Annotated in this window: 11 protein-coding genes; 6 read left to right on the top strand and 5 right to left on the bottom strand. The window is 45.7% G+C overall.

Features of this window, described 5'->3' with window-relative positions:
* Positions 1 to 77: 77 nt before the first annotated feature.
* Positions 78 to 3,293 carry a glycosyltransferase gene (locus QUB77_RS19620; protein WP_333176649.1) on the top strand — a complete coding sequence of 1,072 codons (3,216 nt, stop codon included), beginning with the start codon at positions 78 to 80 and terminating at the stop codon, positions 3,291 to 3,293.
* Between the two features lie 73 nt (positions 3,294 to 3,366).
* On the opposite strand, the gene QUB77_RS19615 is transcribed toward QUB77_RS19620, so the two are convergent.
* The 3 genes from QUB77_RS19615 to QUB77_RS19605 all read right to left on the bottom strand — a co-directional run bounded on the left by QUB77_RS19615 (position 3,367) and on the right by QUB77_RS19605 (position 15,309).
* On the bottom strand, positions 3,367 to 13,206 hold the full coding sequence (locus QUB77_RS19615; protein WP_333176647.1) for a tetratricopeptide repeat protein: 9,840 nt from the start codon (positions 13,204 to 13,206) through the stop codon (positions 3,367 to 3,369).
* Between the two features lie 55 nt (positions 13,207 to 13,261).
* Positions 13,262 to 14,257: a homogentisate phytyltransferase gene (locus QUB77_RS19610; protein WP_333176644.1), complete on the bottom strand. Its 996-nt coding sequence runs from the start codon at positions 14,255 to 14,257 to the stop codon at positions 13,262 to 13,264.
* A gap of 98 nt (positions 14,258 to 14,355) precedes the next feature.
* Entirely contained in the window at positions 14,356 to 15,309 is a 954-nt protein-coding gene (locus tag QUB77_RS19605; protein ID WP_333176641.1) for a methyltransferase domain-containing protein, read from the bottom strand.
* Positions 15,310 to 15,531: 222 nt separating this feature from the next.
* Between QUB77_RS19605 and QUB77_RS19600 the strand changes: the two genes are divergently transcribed.
* Both QUB77_RS19600 and QUB77_RS19595 read left to right on the top strand, forming a co-directional pair.
* Entirely contained in the window at positions 15,532 to 16,866 is a 1,335-nt protein-coding gene (locus QUB77_RS19600) for a TrkH family potassium uptake protein (protein ID WP_333176640.1), read from the top strand.
* A gap of 140 nt (positions 16,867 to 17,006) precedes the next feature.
* A complete protein-coding gene (locus tag QUB77_RS19595; protein ID WP_333176637.1) occupies positions 17,007 to 17,702 on the top strand; it encodes a TrkA family potassium uptake protein in 696 nt (231 codons plus the stop codon).
* A 336-nt stretch (positions 17,703 to 18,038) separates the two neighbouring features.
* On the opposite strand, the gene QUB77_RS19590 is transcribed toward QUB77_RS19595, so the two are convergent.
* Positions 18,039 to 18,272: a hypothetical protein gene (locus QUB77_RS19590; RefSeq protein WP_333176634.1), complete on the bottom strand. Its 234-nt coding sequence runs from the start codon at positions 18,270 to 18,272 to the stop codon at positions 18,039 to 18,041.
* Between the two features lie 310 nt (positions 18,273 to 18,582).
* Here QUB77_RS19590 and QUB77_RS19585 point away from each other — a divergent pair, with 310 nt between their 5' ends.
* The 3 genes from QUB77_RS19585 (at position 18,583) to QUB77_RS19575 (ending at position 21,096) form a co-directional block, all read left to right on the top strand.
* Positions 18,583 to 19,182 (top strand): sulfite oxidase-like oxidoreductase, encoded by a 600-nt coding sequence (locus QUB77_RS19585; protein WP_333176631.1) that lies wholly within the window; start codon positions 18,583 to 18,585, stop codon positions 19,180 to 19,182.
* A gap of 625 nt (positions 19,183 to 19,807) precedes the next feature.
* Entirely contained in the window at positions 19,808 to 20,500 is a 693-nt protein-coding gene (locus QUB77_RS19580) for a PEP-CTERM sorting domain-containing protein (protein WP_333176629.1), read from the top strand.
* Between the two features lie 215 nt (positions 20,501 to 20,715).
* Positions 20,716 to 21,096 carry a hypothetical protein gene (locus QUB77_RS19575; protein WP_333176627.1) on the top strand — a complete coding sequence of 127 codons (381 nt, stop codon included), beginning with the start codon at positions 20,716 to 20,718 and terminating at the stop codon, positions 21,094 to 21,096.
* A gap of 59 nt (positions 21,097 to 21,155) precedes the next feature.
* Here the strand turns inward: QUB77_RS19575 and QUB77_RS19570 are convergent, their stop codons facing one another.
* Entirely contained in the window at positions 21,156 to 21,326 is a 171-nt protein-coding gene (locus QUB77_RS19570; protein ID WP_333176625.1) for a hypothetical protein, read from the bottom strand.
* Positions 21,327 to 21,675: the final 349 nt, after the last annotated feature.

Below are 21,675 nucleotides of genomic sequence, written 5' to 3'. Positions count from 1 at the left end.
CAAGCAGCCTGTAGGGGCGGGTTCACCCCTTGCCCTCAACGGTGCAAACAGGTTAAATAAACCCGCCCCCACTATTTATGCAGATTATCATCATCACAGCCGCCGATGCAAATTACTTTGAATTGGTGCGAGGTACTATTTTATCGGTGCGGGAAAAACCAGAGGGTGAAAATGTGGCGATCGGCTTTTTCGATCTCGGCTGTACTCCCGAACAGTTGCAGTGGCTGGAAACACAAGTTAATATCATTAAAAAGCCCGATTGGGAATTTGACTTTCCGGGCAGAAATGAAGCTCCCGAACATTTAAAAGGATTATTAGTTAGACCTTGTTTGCGAAAATACTTTCCCAATTTTGATATATACCTTTGGATTGATGCGGATGCTTGGGTTCAAGACTGGAGAGCAATTAATTTGTTGGTTGAAGGAGCATCGCGCCGAGGACTGGCAATTGTTCCCGAAGTTCACAGGGCGAGCTTGCAGCAGTACGGGCAACTTCCTAAGTTTTGGCAGTGGGTTTATCAACAATACGAAGCTAATTTTGGTGAAGAAATTGCTAATAAATTCTACAGTTATCCGATCTTAAATGCCGGAGTTTTTGCCCTCCGAAAAGATGCTTTGCATTGGGACATATGGGCTGAAAAACTCCATCAAGGATTGCAGAGATCCGGCTGTGTCATGACAGACCAATTTGCCCTCAACCTGGCTGTTTACAGTGGCGAATTGTTCAATCTGACTGAAATGCTCCCAGCTTGGTGCAATTGGATATTCAACGGTTTTCCGGTTTGGGACAAGCAGCGAGGCTGTTTTGTGGAGCCGTACTTGCCGCAGGAGGCGATCGGCATTTTGCATTTAGCTGGCCGCCAGCAGTTTGACCGAGTACAATTGATGGCAACTGACGGCGATATACTGGAAATTAGCCTCCGTTATCAACCTAAACAACAGGCAGCAATACCAATATTTCAAGAACCCAAAATGACTTACCAACAACCTGAACTAAGCAAAAAATTATTACAACCAGGCGATTATGTTTCCCCAGGGTTCCAAATAATTATACCTGACTCCTATTTCCCCAATATGATTATTGCCGATCCAAATACAAGTAATTGGCCTTATTTGCGCCGGGAAATCCCGCATAATTGGTATGCAGACAAGCGCTATCCATTCATCGGCTTTTTGAATCGCGACGAAGCGCACATCCTTTACAATACAGCTCTGCAATTCAAAGGTAAAAAAGCATTAGAAATAGGTTGCTGGCTAGGTTGGTCTGCTTGTCATTTAGCACTCGCCGGAGTTGAGTTAGATGTCGTCGATCCGCTGCTAGAAAGAGACGACATCAGGCAAAGCGTCATTGATTCAATTCAAGGAGCTCTCAATGCGTCGGGAGTTCAAACGACCGTCGAGCTAATACCCGGCTACAGCCCCCAAAGAGTCCAAGAATTTTCCGCTCAATTCAACCGCAAATGGTCGTTAATTTTTATTGACGGAGAACACGGAGAACCGGGGCCGTTAAATGATGCCATTGCGTGTGAAAAATTGGCGGAGGAAGATGCAATAATTTTATTTCACGATTTAAATGCTCCTGATGTTGCTCAAGGTTTGGATTACTTAAAGCAAAGGGGATGGAATACTGTAATTTATCAAACAATGCAAATTATGGGTGCGGCTTGGCGGGGAAATGTCGAGCCTGTAAAACATCAACCCGACCCCAATATTTCCTGGCAGTTGCCAGCACATTTGCACGGTTACAATATTAGCAGTTTAGAAACAATTAATTCTCAAACAGCCAGCCAAATTAATCAAAACCAACAGTCATCTTATACAAGAGATTTTCACCAATTAATCGGAGAAGGAACTCGCACTTCTGCTATAGAAATTATTCCCCTGCTGTTAGACTTGCTGCAACCCATTTTACCTAAAAGTGTGGTAGATGTGGGCTGCGGTACAGGAAGTTGGTTAGCTGCGTTTCACAAGTTGGGAATTGCTGACTGTTTGGGAATAGATGGCGATTATGTCGATCGCACTATTTTACAAATTCCGTTAAATCAGTTCCAATCCGCCGATTTAAAGCAACCGCTGCAAATAAACAGAAAATTTGACTTAGCAATTTCTCTGGAAGTTGCCCAATATTTGCCGCCTACCTGTGCCGAAAACTTTGTTAATTCTCTCACTCAACTAGCACCGCTGATTCTGTTTTCTGCTGCGATACCATTTCAAGGAGGCGTCGAACACGTTAACGAACAGTGGCCACAATATTGGGTTTATTACTTTCAGAAAAACGGCTATGCAGTTATTGACTCCTTGAGGAAAAAATTATGGAACAATGACAAAGTAGAGCCTTGGTACGCTCAGAATATCTTGATTTTTGTTAAACAAGAATACTTGTCGGGATATCCGAGGTTAGTAAATGAATATCAAAATACCGATCTGAATCAATTAGCCATCGTCCACCCCAAGATTTATTTTTACAGCTTGCAAGCTGCTAGAAATTCGGCACATAATTTACACTCAGAAAGTGTCAAACAAGTTTCAGCATCGCCACAATTGGCCGATCGGCCTTTGGTATCTGTGATTATTCCCTGCTACAATCAATCTCATTTTTTGCTGGAAGCAGTAACTAGCGTGATTAATCAAACTTACAAAAATTGGGAAATTATCATTGTCAATGACGGCAGCTTAGATACTACCAGTACAGTAGCAAAAAATGCGATCGCAGCAAATCCCCAGCATCAAATTAGGCTAATAGAACAAGCTAATCAAGGGATATCAAGGGCTAGAAATACTGGCATATCGGCAGCAAACGGCGAATACATAATGCCCTTAGATGCCGATGATATCTTAGCTCCAAATGCCTTGATGTGTCTTTTAGAAATATGTCTAAAATCCCAAGTACCTTGCATAGCATTTGGTTCTTATCAACTTTTTGGGGGCAATGAAAATCACACAATACCCAGTTATGATTTATATTCACCCAAAAACATCAAACAATTTAATATGATTTGCACGTCTTCATTGTATCACAAATCAGTTTGGAATTTGGTCAACGGTTACAAAGCAGAGATGAAAGAAGGTTATGAGGATTGGGAATTTTGGGTTAATTGTCACAAACATAGCGTTCCTTTTTTTGGAACGAGAGAAATAGTTCTTAATTATCGTACCGTTCATGGTTCTAGGAATGCAACTGCTCAACAATATCATCACAAATTGGTCGCACAAATTGTTTATTACAATCCCGAAATATACGACATGGAAAGTGTAAACAGTGCTAAAAAACTATTGGAATCAATCGCAAATTAAATTTTTTTATAATGACTAAAGTCTTTACTACGAACAATTTTACCAAATTTTGTAGTCAGGACTGTAGTGTTATCTACATATCGGCAATCACATCCAAAAAACGCTTAACCTGTTTTTCCCAAGTCCAATCCAGCATAAAATTAGCCGCAGCTAAACCACGACGCTTAGATTCTTCGCGATTAGTATAAACTTGTTCCAAAGCCTCGAAAACTTCTGCAACCTCAGACTCTCCCCAACCTTCTACACCGGAAAAAGGAGCAGTAAGTTTAACTCGTCCTTGACTCCATAAAGGATAGCAAATGTTGCTGTAAATCAAGTCTAAATGACCAGTGTTTGCTGATAAAATAGTCGGAATTCCGCAGGCCATACTTTCCATCGCGACTAAATTAGTGCCACCTTCGCAGCGGTTGGTGAAAACAGCGCAGTCGGCTTCTCGCAAAATTTGTCCGGCGAGGTGATTGGGAATTAAGCCGATGTCGATAAAAGAGTCAACTGGCAAACCATTAGCCACTAACCATTGGGAAATTCCTAAACTTCCGTCGCGGTTGATATTGGGAAGTCCCGCAACGTTTCCGGTTTGTTGGATTCCTAACATATACTGAGGCCAGAAGTTGTGCCATGTTGTTAGTAACAAAGCCTCTGGATGTTTGGCGCGAAATTGTTTGAAAGCGGCAATTACAATATCTTGACCTTTGCGATATTCCAGTTTGCCGCCGGAGAAAATGACGAAGCGATCGCCAAATAGATTAGATTTAGGTGCAGGATGGAAAATTGTTGGGTCAATTCCTTGATGTACCATCGCCACATTAGTCAAGCCGCGGCTTCTCAAAACATCGGCATTCCAGTTGGAACCTGCGACAATCGCGCTATATTTTTTGGCTGTTTCTAGCGCTTCTGCAGTGATTCGCGTGTCTTCAAAAAATATGACTCCTATTTGACAAGCGCTGGTAATTTGATTGTCAACTCCAGAGGAGGCTAAATTATTCCCCAAAGCGTAAAGTACGGGAAAATTACAACTGATTTGTTTGTCGGAATTAGCTGCTACTAATTCCTGAAAAGTTTTATGCTTTTCAATTACAGGTAACAACAGCGATTTATGCAGCGGATTCATCGATTCTGAGGTGATTGATGGCGGTGCTAAAAGTGCAACTTCCCAGGCGGGATTTTGCCGCAGTTGTAGGGTTAAATTCAGGGCGTAAATTCCCCAGCCGCTGGTTATACTGAGGGGCCAAGTAATGCCGATTCCGGTAATTTGTGCGGGAGTTTCTGGGGGTTGGATTTGAGGCGGAGTATCAGAATTTGCGTTAGCAGTTTGAGGCTGAGAACGAGTAGATTGTAGGGGCGGTGTCCCCGTGCCCGCCCTCTCTAGCAAGGCTGCTTTTATACGATCGCACACTCCATCCCAATCACCGGCTTTTTGCTGCCTAAACAACCGTGCAGTGGGATACCAAGGGCTATCTTCGCGATCGAGCATCCAGCGCCAATCGGGAACAAAAGACAGCAAAATCCAGATGGGTTTGCCCAAAGCACCGGCCAAGTGTGCGACAGAAGTATCTACGCAAATTACTAAATCGAGTTGCGAAATAATTGCTGCTGTGTCGGCAAAATCGACGCAATGTTCGCTTAAATCTTCAATTTGGTGTTGCTTTAATAAAGTACGCACGGCGCAGCTATCTTGTAAGGAATCGCCCGCTGACAAATCTTTCTGAAGACTGTAAAAACTCACTCCCGGAACATCTACAAATTTCAGAAAATCGCTCAATTTACACGATCGCCGATGATTGTTGCGGTGCAGCGGGCCGCCCGCCCACACAATACCTACTTTGAGTTTATTGTTCGGCTGTAGGGAAAATTTAAAGTCCTTTGGCGGAGCTAAATAAGGAATATTTGCCGGTATATTTTCCAAAGTCGTTCCCAGAATTCGCGGCAAACTTAGCAGCGGGGCTTGCACTTGAAAATCTATCAAATCGCTCGGCCGGACTCCTACTCGATCGACTCCTGCAATTCCTTCAAATAAACGCTTCAGCAACACATGACAAGCAACAATAACTTGGCCGCCTTTTTGCTTGACTAAAGGTGCGTAGCGGATAAACTGTATCGTATCCCCAAAACCTTGTTCGGGGTGCAATAAAATTGTTTTTCCCTGCAAATCAGAGCCGTCCCAAAGTGGTTGCTCAAAAGAGCGCTGATCCAATTGTTGAGTTTGCCAGCGCGATTCGTACTCCGCAAAACCCGGCTCATAATTTCCAGTTAAAAGCAAAGCTAATGCTAGTCTCAAGCGCCAATTTGGCGAGTTGGGACGTAGTTGAATTGCTTTATTGTAGAAGTCGATCGCCTCTGCGACTTGTCCCTGTTCTTCGAGTGCCGAACCCAAGTATAAGTTTGTTTCGCTCAGGTTGGGATTGGTTTCTAGCGCTTGTTTGTAGTGCGAAATAGCCTCGCCTATTTGCCCATTTTCCTGTTTGAGATAACCTAAATAACTGTGGGCTTCGGCGTGGCTGGGTGAGGCGGCAATTACTTGTTCGTAATGAGCGGCTGCCTCTGCTTTTTTACCTTGTTTTTCTAAGGCCTTTGCTATGTGAAATTGTACCTGTGCGGGCGATAAAGAAAATCGAGGCGGAGCCTCTGGATCTGCGTTACCAGGCACAGCCTGGTAACGAATAGAGATTAGGTGTTTTAAGGCTATTTTTACCCGATCGAATACTTCTTCCCAATCGCCCGGTTTTTGCTGCCGAAACAGCCGCGCCGTCGGATACCAAGGGCTATCTTCGCGTTCCAACATCCACCGCCAATCCGGCATAAAACACAGCAAAATCCATACGGGTTTACCCAAAGCACCAGCTAAGTGGGCGACAGCAGTATCCGCGGAAATTACTAAATCTAATTGCGATATCACCGCCGCCGTATCGGCAAAATCGTTCAAATTGTCGCTCAAATCTATCACGGGAATTTGAGTTAACAAACTACGATTGTCTGCCGATAAGTCTTTCTGAAGACTGTAAAAACTTACACCGGAAATATCTAATAATGTCAGGAAATAGCTTAAATCGCTCGATCGCTGAAAATCCTTCAAATGTTCCGAACTTCCCGCCCACACAATCCCCACTTTAAAATTGCGATCGCAATTTAGGGAAAATTGCCAATTCGGCGGCCCAGCTAAATAAGGAACCTTTGCCGGTATATTTTCTAAATTTGTTCCCAGAATATGAGGCAAACTCATCAGCGGTGCTTGCACTTGGAAATCGGGCAATTCATCCATCCGAACAGCCACTTGTGCGATGCCAGGAATCTGCTTAAATAAACGCTTCAGTTCTTGATAGCAAGAAATGATTACTTTGCCGCCTTTTTGCTGCACAATTGCCGCGTATCGCACAAATTGAATGGCATCGCCCAAACCTTGTTCGGATCGGAGCAAAATAGTTTTGCCGTTCAAATCTGAACCGTCCCACACTGGTTGGTCAAAATTCAACCGTGGCAATTTTTTCGCCTGTTCTGTTTGCCAGCGCCACTCGTATTCAGCTAAACCGCGCAGCCAGTCCCCAGTTAACAGCAAGACTAAGCTTAAATTGAAATGAGCTTTAACACAATTTGCATCAATTTCTATAGCTTTACTATAACAAAAAATTGCTCGATTCACGTCTCCTAATTGTTCAACAGCACTGCCTAAATTAGTAATAGCTTCTATATAATTAGGGTTTAAAGATATTGCTCGTTCCAAGCTAGAAATTGCCTGTTCTATTTTGCCTGCAGCCAAGCATAACGTTCCCAGGTGATAGTGTCCTGTAGGATTGTGCGGTTCTGCTTCAATTGCACGCTCGTAAAGGCGTTCAGCCTCGGCTAGCTGAGATTGTGTTTGCATCGCCGCACCCAAATTTACCAGCGCTGGCGCATAATTGGAATTGACAGAAAGTGCTTGATGAAAATAGGCGATCGCACTCGGCAACTCGCCCTGCTGCTGGAGTATCGCGCCGAGATTATTGAGAGCTTTGACGTAAACGGGATTCAGGGCGATCGCCTTTTGAAAGCAAGATATAGCAGCCATTATATTGCCTTGATCTTGCAGCAAAATACCCAAGTTATTGTGCGATTGAGCGCAATTAGGATCGATTTCGATCGCGCGGTGGTAAAAGGCGGCAGCTTCGGCTAAATTGCCTGTTTGGTGCAGCGTCACTGCCAAATTAGTGGTAGCCTCTACCGAATTCGGCTGCAAAACCAAAGCATTTTTAAAATAAGCGATCGCCTCGGAAAAATTTCCTTGCGATTTGAGAATATTTCCCTGAGTGAACTGTTTTTGAGATAGTTCAATATTAGTCTGAGTTTCTATTGGCGGTAGAGCTTCTTGATGCTGACAAATTCTTTCTCTCAGCGCCAAAGCAGCTTCTTCTAAAACTCCTTCCCAATCTCCCGCTGTTGACTGGCGAAACAGCCGCGCCGTGGGATACCAAGGACTATCCTCGCGTTGCAACATCCACCGCCAATCCGGCACAAAACACAGCAAAATCCACACGGTTTTGCCCAAAGCACCAGCCAAGTGTGCCACACAAGTATCTACAGAAATGACTAAATCCAGAGCGGAAATTGCCGCCGCAGTATCCGCCAAGTCGTGCAAATAAGAGCTTAAATCTGTTACTGGCATTTGCTCTAACAAAGCGCGATCGTCTGCTGTCATTTCCTTTTGCAAACTGTAAAAATCTGCTCCAGGAATATCTAACAGTTTTGTCAACAAATTTAGGGGTAACGATCGCACCTTATTTTGGGAATTTTTAGGATTTCCAGACCACACAATCCCTACTTTCAAATTAGTAGTTGGATTGAGAGTAAATTCCCAACCGGGCGGCGGAGCTAAATAAGGAACTTTGGCCGGTATAGTTTCTAAAGTTGTTCCCAGAAGGTGAGGCAAACTCATTAGCTGCGCGTGAACTTGAAAATCCGGCGCCTCCTCTGGATTAACTATTAACCCATCGATTCCCGAAACTTGTGCAAACAAGCGCTGCAAGTGCGGCAAACACCAAACAATTACCCTACCGCCTTTTTGTTTAACTAAATCTGCATAGCGGATAAACTGAATTGCATCGCCTAAACCCTGTTCCGGGCAAAGCAAAATAGTTTTTCCCTGCAAATCTTTGCCATCCCAAAGCGGCTGAATAAAGTTGTGGGAGCGGAACTGTTTTTCTTTAACTAGGAGTCGCCATTCGTACTCGGAAAAACCGCGTTGAAAGTCTCCCGCCAGCAGCAAAGCTAAACCTAAATTTAGGTGAGATTCAGGATGGCCGACATTGAATTTAACTGCTTGGCTGTAGCAGGTGACAGCATCTGCAAAGAAGCCGCGATCGTGCAAAGCAGTTCCCAAATTGGTGAGGGGATTGATATAACCGGGTTTGAGTTCGATCGCCCGACGGTAACAATCGATCGCCTGTGCCATTTTTCCCGATTCCTCAAAAGCTTTGCCAAGATTGTTCAAAGCTTCAGGAAAGTCTGGTTTCAGGCTCAAAGCTTGCTGATAGCAACCGATCGCATCTTCAATTTTGCCCTGTTTCTGCAGGACAATTCCCAGATTGCAGCGAGCCTGTGCACTGGCTGGCAATTGCTGAATCGCCTGCTGGCAAACAGCTAGAGCCTCATCTAACTTGTCTTGCTGTTGCAGGGAACTCCCCAAACCGATCAGAGTTTCTGCTACATCCGGTTGCAGTGCAGTCGATCGCTCGTAGTATGCGATCGCGCGGTCAATTTGGCCCTGTCGGATCGAGGCGTATGCTAAGTTGTGCAAGGCGTCCACATAATTTGGGTCGATCGCGATCGCCCGTTCATAATTCGCGATCGCCTGTTCGTAATTCGCGCCCGCTTCCTCCCCTTGTGCCTCCAAAGCAATTCCCAAATTCAAATAAGCCACCGCGCAATTAGGATTGACTTGAATCGCTTGCTCGTAGCAGCTTATAGCCTCCGCCACATCCCCTTGAGCTTCCCGCAACAGGCCCAAATTAATCAGCGCTTCCGCGCAATTCGGGTTCAAAGAAAGCGCCCGCTCATATTGTGCGATCGCCTCTTCAGTCTCCCCTACTTCGGCGAGCGCGCTGCCCAAATTGCTCGCAGTTTCCGCCAAATTCCCGTCAATTGCTAGCGCTTGTCGGTAGTGCGCGATCGCCTCTGTTAGCCGGCCCGCTTGTTGTTTGACAACACCTAAATTGCTGTGCGCGGCTGCGTAATTAGGATCGATCGCGATGGCTCGCTCATAACATTCGATCGCACCGCCAAAATCGGCTTGCTGCTGCAAATCCACGCCCAACCGAAACTCTGCATCCGCCGCATCCGACGGCACAAATGCTGCTGCAACCGCGCCTAGAGCTTCCGCAACCCGATCGAAAACGTCCTCCCAGTCGCCCCGCTGATCCTGCCGGAACAGCCGCGCCGTCGGATACCAAGGACTATCTTCACGCTCCAGCAGCCACCGCCAATCCGGCGAAAACGCCAGCAAAATCCACACTGCTTTGCCCAAAGCGCCCGCCAAATGGGCGACAGCGGTATCCACACTAATGACTAAATCCAGTTTGGCGATCGCAGCCGCAGTATCGGCCAAATCGCCAAAATGCGGGCTCAAATCTACGATCGACGTTTGATTCAACAGCGCGCGATCTGCCTCAGAAACCTCTTTCTGCAAGCTGTAAAAACTTACCCCCGAAACCTCCAAAAGCGGCAGAAACTGACTTAAACTGCACGAACGCTGCTTGTTTTTGCGGTGTTTTGGATTCCCCGCCCAGACAATGCCAACTTTCAAAGTGCGATCGGGCAGAAGCGTAAATTCAGCACCCGCTGGCGGAGATAAATAAGCAGTATTTGCCGGTATTGTTTCCAGATTTGTACCAAGAATATACGGCAAACTCAACATCGGCGCTTGCACGTCAAATTCCGGCAGTGGCTCGCCTTTAACTATTAGCAAATCAATGCCGTCAACCGTGGCAAATAAACGGTGCAATTGCGGGTAACAGCCCACAATGACCGTACCGCCTTTATTTTTGACGATCGCAGCGTAGCGAATAAACTGAAGCGAATCACCTAAACCTTGTTCGGCGTGCAGCAAAATAGTCTTTCCCACCAAATCAGAACCGTCCCACAGCGGCCGGTATTCTCTCACCGAAACAGTATTATCCTGCCCCGTCCAAAAAGAGGAATGACCCGTGTGAAATTCTTTGATTTGCCAGCGCCACTCGTATTCAGCAAGACCATTTTCCAAATCTCCCACCAACAGCAAAGCCAAGGACAAATTCAGGTGAGCGCTAGCGTGATTTGGACTTAAATGAATTGCTCGTCTGTAGCAGGATATCGCATCTTCTACCGCGCCTTTTTCCAGAAACGTCCTGCCTAAATTGTTGATAGCTTCCACAAAATCCGGCAGCAATTCTAGAGCTTTGTGATAATACTCCAGCGCATCTTCTAAATTGCCCTGTTCTTGCAACACTGTTGCCAGATTGTTGTAAGCTTCCCAGCTATGCGGATTAATTTCCAGCGCTCGCCGATACAGATCGATCGCCCTTACAAGTTCACCTTTTTCTTGCAGCGCCACCGCTAAATTAATCAGTGCGGGTACGAAATCCGGTTGAGCTACAAGAGCTTGCTCGTAATGTGCGATCGCCTCGGACACTTGACCTTGTTCCTCAAAAATCTTTGCCAAGTTGTAAGCGGTTTGAGGAATATTTGGATCGATGGCTAAAGCTTCTCGGTAATGCGGGATAGCGGCCTCTAATTCGCCATTTTCTTGTTTGAGAAAACCAAAATTAATCCGCGCTTGAACGCAATTTGGCTCAATAGATATAATATGTTCGTAAAGGGCGATCGCCTCTTCCCGATCACCTGTTTCCATTAAATGTTCTGCTTGTCGCAATAAATCCTCTAAAACAACCGGGTTATCCCCAGCCGTTTCGATCGCAACCGAGGTCTCAATCCCCTGCGATTGCTTAGCTGCGGAGCATTCTGCTAACCCTTCGCTCGCCATCCCAAATATTTGTTTACTCTCTTGAAGCACGCTTGCACCTGTCATTTGGAGAGCCACAGAATCGAGGTCAGGCGTATGATTAGCAGTCATTGCGAGTGAAACGCAGTCAAGCCGATCGTGGGCAGAATCCTCGGAATAACTAGCAGTATTGGCGATCGCAAATAAGCTCAAAGCCGCCTGTACTTCCTCCAACAATTCTTGCCAACTTTCCGGCTGACTTTGGCGGAAAAGCCTCGCAGTTGGATACCAAGGATTATCTTCACGATCCAGCAGCCAGCGCCAGTCAGGAGCAAAAGAAAGCAGCACCCAAACCGGTTTTCCTAAAGCACCGGCTAAGTGCGCCACAGCCGTATCGACACTAATGACTAAATCCAGTTGAGATATAGCCGAAGCGGTATCAGCAAAGTCGTTCAAATGCGGAGTTAAATCCGGCACTAAGTGTTGGTTCAACAAAGTGCGATCGCTCTCAGACAAGTTTTTTTGTAAACTATAAAAAGCGATTCCCGGAACATCCAAAAATCGAATAAAATCGCTCAACCTGCAAGAACGCTGATTGTCTTTCCGGCGCTGCGGACTACCGGCCCAAACAATCCCTACCTTTAATTTGGCCTCAGAAGAAAGCGCAAATTTGCACTCAGCAGGCGGATATAAATAAGGAACATTTGCCGATATTGTTTCCAGAGTTGTCCCCACAATTCGCGGCAAACTCATCAGAGGTGCGTGAACGTCAAATTCTGGCAAACCTTCGAGACTAACTGATAAATATTCAATACCAGGAACTGTCGCAAACAACCGCATCAGTTCTGGATAGCAAGCCACCATAACTTTAGCGCCTCGGCTCCGAAGAATTGGGGCGTAGCGAATAAACTGAATAGAATCGCCAAAGCCTTGCTCGACGTGGAGTAAAATAGTTTTCCCCTGCAAATCCGAACCATCCCAAATCGGCTGTTTAAATTGCCTCGGTTGTAGTTGCGGAGTGCGCCACCGCCACTCATATTCAGCAAAACCGCGCTGAAAATCTCCGAACAATAGCAAAGTTAAACCTAATTCTAGGTGGGCGATGGCATTGTCGGGCTGCAATTCCAAGGCTCGACTGTGACAAGAAAAAGCCTCCTGAAACTCTCCTAAATCGACCAAAGCGTGTCCGAGATTGTTAATAGCCTCCACGAAGTCTGGCTTTAAGTTTAATGCTTGTCTGTAGTGGGATATTGCTGCTTTTGCATTGCCTTGTTCGTGAAAAAATGCTCCTACATTGTTATGAGCTTCGGGATTGTCGGGGTCAATTTTTACCGCTTGCTGGTAGCAGTTGAAAGCTTCGGCTAATTTCCCCTGCTGCTGCAAAGCTGTTCCCAATCCCATCAGGGAATATATCAAATTGGGATTAATTTTTAAAGCGTGGAGGTAATAAGCTATCGCCTCGTTTAATTGATTTTTTTGTTTAAATATATGTCCTAAGTTATGTGCTGTTTCGTGCAGGTTTTGGTCAATTTGCAGGGCTTTTTGGTAATATAAAATAGCCGAGTCTATTTCGCCTAATTGCTGTTTAATCCACCCCAAATTATTGTAAGCGAGTGCGGAATTTGGCTGGATTTTGATTACTTGTTCGTAACTGGCGATCGCCCTTTGATACTCGCCTACATCCAGCAAAAGATTAGCCTTATTTAAATGTGCTTCTACAAAATCGGGGTTTTGGGCGATCGCCTGTTCGTAAAAGTCGATCGCTTCGGCAATTTTTCCCTGCTGTCTCGCCGCGATTCCCAACAAACACAGCACGTTTGCTGATTCCGGCTGCACTTCTATTATTTGCCGGTACAAATTCTCAGCTTCTAACAAACGGCCCGCTTGGTGATGTTCCCAAGCTAATTTCAAAGAGTCTTCGGCATCCAGTGTACAGGCAGATTTTCGCGATTTTTTTTGAGAAGCCATAGCTATCTTTAATTAATCCGTGTATCCGTGTCAAAATCCGTGTAGTGCCTTCTTTCTACCCCAACAAACAAGCTGCCGGAAAAATCAGATATTCTAAGAAAAACAACTTCCAGATAAACTGATAAAATCCAGCAATTTCTATTTTATCGTCCAAATCAACTTTCGTGCTCCAAAACCACATCAAACCCAAAGCCGCCAAATGAGAAACTGCCAGAAACACTAAATTAACATTAGACAATACGATCGCTCCCGCCAAAGTCGCGCCCAAATAACAAACCGTCAACACCCAGCGAGATAAATTAAAGACGGCCGGCTTGCCCAGCTCAATCGTAAACGTAGTAATATTATATTGCTTGTCCCCTTCCATGTCGGGGATATCTTTAAAAATGGCGATCGCAAACGTAAACACCACAACAAAAACCGTCAGCACCCAAACTTCCGCAGGAATCCGAAAAGACACACTCTCCAAATTCCAGCCAGAAAAAGCGCTTTTCGCCCTTCCCAAACCCAACACCCAATTAAAGTGTAAAAATAACCCTAAATTTACGATCGCGCCCCGCACCGTAAAAATGCACAGCGCCGCCCAAAAAGGAAACCGCTTTAGGCGAATTGGCGGCAGAGAATAAGCAGTCCCGATCGCCAAACTAACGCCAACGGTAGCCAGCAAAAACGGGCCTTGTAAAACAGCAGTCAAAATTGCTATAATTCCCGTTGCAATTACAATTAATTCCCCGGTTTTCCGAGAAAATACTCCCGATGCGATCGGCAAATACGGCTTATTTATTTTATCAATTTCAACATCTTCTAACTGGTTCAATCCCACAATATAAATATTGCCGCAAATGCAAGCCAGCCACGCAAAAGCTAGGGCCCCAAATACAGGATTCACAAACAGCCGCGGGCTTTGGGCGATCGCGTACAAAGCCAATACACTCAAGCTAGTACCCACAATTGTGTGCGGTCGAGAAAACTCCCAAAATGCCCTCAGCCAGATTTGCGGAACCGAGCCATTTTTATCAATCCAAGACTTGCCAATCGAATCATTGCCCATAAATCTCACACCCGCACCACACAAATAATATTCCGTAGGTGCGTAATACGCACCTTACTCATCAACTCAAGACTCAAAACTTCTCTGATCTATCCCTGTTATTTTACAGCACAAATCATCCCAAAACGAATCAACCCGCTCTGATATCCACGGCTCATCAATCCGAGAGCCAGTGCTGCTTGAATAGTCGTCCAACCGCTCGTTAGCAAACCCCAAATCGCGCTCGGATTCAAAGCAGAATCGATCACCACATCCCAAAAAGGAGCAACAGCTTTTGACCAATCAGCCGTGCGAATACTTGTCAAAGGCAAACTGCGGACAATTTCCTCGTATTCCGGCAAAGAAATCACATAAGGCAAAGCATAAACCCGGTAAATTTCTGCCAATTCCTTTCTCTCTTCATCAGTTAATTCACCCGCCGTTTCTCCCACCGGGCGGTGACACCAAGTTGCCAAAATCAAAGTTCCTCCCGGCTTGAGTACGCGGCAGCATTCCTGCAAAAACTTAATTTTGTCGGGCATATGTTCGCCACTTTCGAGCGACCAAACCAAGTCGAAGGACTCGTCGGGAAAAGGCATATTCAAAGCATCGGCCACCAAAAAGTTCACATTGCTTTCTAGTCCAGCAATTTTAGCGCGTTCGGTCGCTCTGTTGGCCTGTACCGGACTCAGAGTAATCCCGGTCGCTGTAACGCTAGCGCCCGTTTTGTTTAGTTCGGGCGATTGGCTACGCTCTCGATCGACCTCGCCATCCAACTTTAAATTATTTTGAGCGATCGAACTAAACTTTTCGGTCAAATACAGCGTGCTGCCGCCGATCCCGCAACCGACATCCAGAATGCGGTAAGATTCACACAGTGCCTTCTCTGACGGTACTCCAGCCCAGCCCAGCAGTTCTTCTATCAAATCAATCTGAGCCTGTCGGCGCTCTTTTTTCAAATTGCCATCCGGGCCGTAGTAACCGTGGTGCATATGTTCGCCCCACACCTGCTCCCACAAGCCGCTAGAAGCGTCGTAAAGTTGCTGAATTTGCTGGTAAAGTGTTGATGTCATCGCCGGATCGCAAGTTATTAAAGGAATTCTACCGTTATTTTCCCGCTGTTGTCATAGAATTTGGCGATTGAGTTCGATCGGTCTCCGGTCTTCGCCAGAAAGAGATGTCCTGATTTCAAGCCCGATGATCTATTTGTGGGTTCCTTCTCAAACCTCAAATCTCAAATCGATTTGTGGGTTCCCTCTCAAATCTAAAATCTAAAATCTAAAATCTAAAATCGAATGACTGTCTCGCGAACCATTGCTTTAGGCTTTCTCGCTGTCATCCTCGCAGGTGCTTTATTACTGATGATGCCTTTTTCCACAATTGATGGAACTTGGAGCGATCCAATAACAGCACTGTTTACCTCTACTTCCGCTGTCTGCGTCACGGGCTTATCGGTTGTAGATGTGGGAAAATATTACTCTTTTTGGGGGCAACTGTGCCTAGTTTTACTGGTGCAAATAGGAGGCTTGGGCTACATGACAGCCACTACTTTCTTGCTCTTGTTATTAGGCCGCCGCTTTGGCTTGAAAGACAAAATTGCCCTGCAACAATCTCTCGACAAATCCGGGCTAGCCGGCGTAGTACAACTCGTGCAGTCAATTCTAGCAACAACGCTTTTGTTTGAATTAACAGGAGTGTTTTTGCTGATGACGGTTTTCGTCCCCCAATACGGATTTAAAGAGGGTGTGTGGTCGGCTATATTTCACAGCATTAATTCCTTTAACAACGCGGGTTTTAGCATCTATTCAGAGAATTTGATCGGCTACATTAGTTCGCCTATGGTTAACTTCACAGTCAGCGGTTTAATCATATTTGGGGGAATCGGCTATCAAGTAATTATGGAAATGTACCTGTGGCTGCGCGATCGTTTCAACAAAAGCCCGATATGCACAGTTTTTTCCCTGAACTTCAAAGTCGTTACCACTACAACGGCGGTCCTTTTAATTTTAGGAACGCTAGCCTTTTTGGTGCTCGAATACGACAACCCAAACACTTTCGGCGCTCTAAATTTTCCTCAAAAGGTGATGGCAGCTTGGTTTCAATCTGTTACTCCCCGCACGGCGGGGTTCAATACAATTAGCATTGGCCAAATGAGCGAAGCCTCGCTATTTCTGACGATCGCGCTGATGTTTATCGGCGCCAGTCCTGGCAGCACCGGCGGCGGAATCAAAACCACAACTTTTAGGATATTGTTTTGCTGTACCACCGCAGTTCTCGAAGGCCAGGAAGATGTGGAGTGCTATCAGCGTCAAATCCCGCCAGCAATGATACTGAAAACCATTAGCGTACTCTTTGGTTCCCTGTTGGTCGCGTTCACATCTGCAATTTTAATCGAGCTGACCAATCCCGAAGTAGAATTTATCGCAGCCCTGTTTGAAGCAGTTTCAGCTTTTGCCACCGTCGGTCTTTCCACAGGGATTACACCCACACTTTCAGCGGTCGGTAAGTTGATTTTGATTGCTACAATGTATATAGGTCGGGTTGGGGTGCTGCTGCTGATGAGTGCTGCATTCGGCGATCCAAAACCCAGGTCTTTTAAGTATGCTGAGGAAAGTTTGTTAGTGGGATAAAAAAATCCTGCCTACTTGCTGATAATCTAAACAATGGGTGACAACCCAAATCAACTTTTACTACTTACCTAAAAACCAAAAGGAGGCGGCGCTGTCTCTGCTAAAATTTAAACAGCAAGACGCTCAGCGCTGGATATTCAGTGAACCTGTCATCTTTAAATTTTTTTCGCACTTTGCGCGCCGACAACAAGCAGTTTGCAGTTATTGGTTTGGGACGCTTCGGCAAAGCTGTGTGTTCTACTCTGCACGGTTTGGGTTACGAAGTCCTGGGAATTGACACCGATGAAAAAAAAGTAACTCAAGCTTTGAGCGAGCGCATTGCTGCTCACGTTGTGCAGTTAGATTCTACTGAGCCTAGCGCTCTTGCGGAAGCGGGTATATTTGAATTTGAAACAGTGATTGTGGCGATCGGCAATTACCTAGCAGAAAGCATTACCACCACCCTAAATCTTAAGGAAGGCGGGGTAAGTCACGTAATAGCCAAAGCTTCTTCGGAAACTCACTTAAAACTGTTGAAAAAAGTGGGTGCAGATCATGTAGTTTTTCCCGAACGAGAAATGGGCTGCTCTGTGGCCCGCCTTCTTACAAAACCCAGCATTTTAGAACGCTTTGACCTCGACCCCGATCACAGCATTGTTGAGTTGCTTGTTCCTGAAAAGTTTGACGGTAAAACTATCTCCGATTTGGAACTCCGGCGCCGGTATGGTTTGAACTTGTTAGCAGTCGGTCGCGCCGAAAAGTTCGAGATTAATCCTGAGCCAAGCGAACGCTTGAGAAAGGGCGACGCCATGGTAGTAATTGGTTCTAATAAAGATATCAATCGCTTGCCAATTTAACAGCTCGCCATTTTACGCACATACAGCAACACTCCTGGACTCAGAAACCGGGTTTCTTGTGTTCCGAGTTTCTAAGTCCTAAGCAATTCTTGCGGGAGGTGTGAAAATTTCACCCCCCACAAACCCGGTTTATCTTAGATAAACCGGGTTTCTCTGTCAATCTGTATGTTCTAATTTTTAACTGAAATATTTAAATTGAATTTCACCAGTTCAGGGGTTAGTTCCGCCTTTGCGACCCCCTCTGAGAACCTAGCCAGACAAATTGCGAAAAATTTTAACAAAGTAGCAGCACTCGATCGCGCTCCCGCAAATCATAGGAGCGCTAGCCCTGAAAATTCAGCCGACTTTCAAGATTTTTTGCAAATAAGCTTTGCCCAAAACCAGCACCGCCAACACTAGAGCGAGTTCAACAGGCCAAGGACACACCGCCACCAACCAAATTAACGAACACATTCCAATAATTGCAGCTATGGGAGCCGGAATTCCGTCTAGCGTTCTGTTGTCAGTCCCGGCAGTCACCCACCAAGCAATCAAGCATACCGTCAGCGGAATCAAGCAACTTGTGATCATGATTTTTACCCCATCAATTTTTTGACATATGGCATCTGAGCATATTGTAACAATACATCAAAGATTCGGAAATGCACCCTTAATTACGATAAAATTTAAGATTAGGTAATTCATACGCTGGGGTGATAAATTTTAAAAATTTTTAGCTTCGCCTCTCTCCGAAGGCAGAATTAGGCGGGCATCAAGCATGATTTAGGAATTTTTATTTCTACAGAAGTGCATTTGCTTTCTGCCTTGAGATGAATTGCGATGCGCTCATCTCTGCAAGTTATACTCAGGATTGCAGTCAGTTACTGTAGAGCGTGAATCAATGCTGGGCAAATTTTTTCGCAAGCCAGAATCAGAAAACATCGATCGCGTCCCCCCAGGTCAATACCTTGCCAACGGCTTTCCTGTGCTGACCTACGGCGATACACCCTCCGTCAGCATTGAGAGTTGGGAATTTAAAGTCTGGGGATTAGCACAACCAAAAACCTTCACTTGGTCGGACTTCCAGGCCATGCCCCAAAGTAACTTTACTGCGGATTTTCACTGCGTCACTCGGTGGTCAAAACTCGACGTGCAGTGGACGGGAGTCAAAGTCACAGATTTTATGAACTACATAGAAGTCGATCCAAAAGCTCTGCACGTCATGGAACACTGCTACGGCGGCTATACTACCAACATTGCGATCGCCGACTTCCTCCGAGAAGAAAACTTTTTCGCCCACACCGTCTTCGGCGAACCTCTGTCAGCAGACCACGGCGGCCCAATGCGGCTCGTAGTTCCCCACTTGTACGCTTGGAAAAGCGCTAAATGGATTAACGGCTTGGAATTTACAGAAACCGAAGAACTCGGTTTTTGGGAACGCAACGGCTACCACCAGCGGGGCGAACCTTGGGCCGAGGAACGCTACAGCGGTCTTTTTTGATGCGGGCGATCGGGAGCAAGGACGGGGCCACAGCTTCTCTATACAATCTTTGTTGAGGAGCAATCCGGTATTTTACCGCTTCAATCTGCGGAAATTGCCTCTCCTCGATCGCATCTTGGGGATATCTCACGCCACGGCCTCTATTTAATTCAACCAAAATACGTAGCCCCCACGATCGCATTTTGTAGGTAATTTACCCGATAGATAAACTACTTTAACTCCCCTGTACAAGTCCCAACAAACAAATATTCCCAGTTTCTGGTTAATAGAAAACTCCTTTAACTGTCAGTACACACGAATATGACCGTATTTATACTTAAGTATCTGATGTTGAGGATTTAGACTTAATAATATAATAAAAAATTAGCATAAGCCCGATCCAAATCAGTTTGGCTCACCCGCCCCCCCATGCCCGGTAATGCAAGGTTTCAAGCCACAATATTTATAATTATTTAGTGGGTATTTTTAGCGAGCGATCGCCCACCGCCAGATGTGATCGACAGCATTTATGAAGGATATGTAAAGGCTTGATAAAGAATATGTCAAACTTTACCTAAAGTCCCCCAAATACAAAAAAGTATCGCATAATGAAATTATTAAGACCCTCGCACAAAAGGAACAGGTTATGAATACCAAACTCTTATCCGCCTTAACAGCTACCGCCGCCGCCACAGCTCTGTTTGGCGCCGGAGCTCCAGCTCAAGCCTTCTCTTTTGGCACCAACGGCATCACATTCAGCCAAGATACAAGCGTCAAGTTTAGCTTCAAAGAATCTCACGGTATGTACCAATCCTCTTTGGGGATATACAGCGTGAATGACTCGGCGGTCTCTCTAGTTAGCACCCTGTTTTCGGAAACTAAATCCTCAGACAACCAGTGGGCAGACGAATGGAAAGGAACTCTGGGCAATACAGTCGTGGGTTCTGGCTCGGTAGTATTCACCTTCCTGGCAAATCAAATTTATACTTTGGGGCTCGACAGCGGTTGGGGTGGCAGTGTCTACTCGACCTCAGCCTTGAACAGTGGCAGCCAACAAGCGGTGTTTGGGGCGCAAACGCAACTGTGGGACGCACTCGGCAAAGAAACCACGAACGTCTTCCAAGCTGCGGGACAATTCACAAACGGCACAGGTTCTCTGTTTAATGGAGGCACGCTAATCTCCTTCGACGATCGCGGTAACAACAACGACGCAGACTTCCAAGACTTCGCAGTGAGCGCAGAAGCAGTTCCAGAACCGATGACAATGACTGGTTTGGCTCTAGGTTTAGGTGGCTTGGTTGCAGCACGCCGTCGTCGCGCTAGCAAAACGACTTCATGATTTGTTTCAACCGGAACAATCTCCTCATTTACGTTTTACAAAATAAAATTCAATTAGGAGGCGCGCTAATGAGAAATCGGCTCGCCTTTTGCTTGATTTGAAAAGTCAGAAGGGAGAAGTCATATTAATTCTGGTTGCACTCCTCATAATAGTTGACTGTGGACTGTTGACTGTTGACGGGCGGGTCGCCAAACTGAATGATGGTTGAGTGTTGGATGTTGACTCGATTTTACGCTCGACTGTCGAAGCGCGGATTTGATATCAGAGGGAAGTTCGGCAACGCTCAGTGTACGGGATTTAACGGGTTTAACGGACGGGTGTTTAGGGAAAAAGTCAAGCGTGAAGCAAGAGAATTTTTCCCACTCCCCCACTCTCCCACTCTCTCCCTCTCCCAACTCAAAATTCAAAACTCACTCACGGCAAATTGTTCGATCGTACAAAGTCACCGCTACCGATTGAAGAATTTTAATGTCCGCCCAGACGTATGCTACTTTAATCGCCACCACAACCACGGTTTTTGTCCGTCGCACCTGTGCTTGTTACGGCAGCTTTCAATAGGGGACAATAAGATGCAAAGAATCTTGGTTAATGCCTGAAATATCAACTTCTGGAGTTGTTTGGGACAAAACGCCTTCGACTTCGGAAATAGCTTTAACTAAGGTTTCAATTGCTCAGGAAAGCCGATATCGTAGGCTAAAATTAAACGCAGGTTGGTTGGCCTGTGGGTAATGGTTTTTAGTACCCGCACCGAATTGGTAAATACGATCGCCTTCGGCACGATAACTGGCTCTCCCCGATCGCTAATAATTTGAGTTGAACGCCGCAAAATCTTTTCAACCGTACCTCCAAAGCCTTCTACAATCGATCCGATCGCCCAATTGAAACGATTCCTGCAACAGCAACAATATTTCCCATAAAAAGTATTTGAAGATGTCTTGGAACGCGAAACTAATCGCTACTCAACCAAGTCCTAACCCATTGATGATATCTGCAGGCCGCCAAGCTGGGAACGCAATCACGCAGGCGCTCAAACTGCCAGCAGCCCAAGTGAGAATGTCAAATAATTCCAGAACGCCACGCTAACACAAAAGATTGAGCTCGATCGGCTGACAGGAATGTTTGACTCTCAATGTGGGGGTGACTCCATCGACTCGTTCGCTAATCATTAAAACACA

The sequence above is a fragment of the Microcoleus sp. AT9b-C3 genome (assembly GCF_036705485.1).
In the GTDB taxonomy this organism is placed as follows: Bacteria; Cyanobacteriota; Cyanobacteriia; order Cyanobacteriales; family Microcoleaceae; genus Microcoleus.
This window is presented reverse-complemented; position numbering and strand designations above follow the sequence as displayed.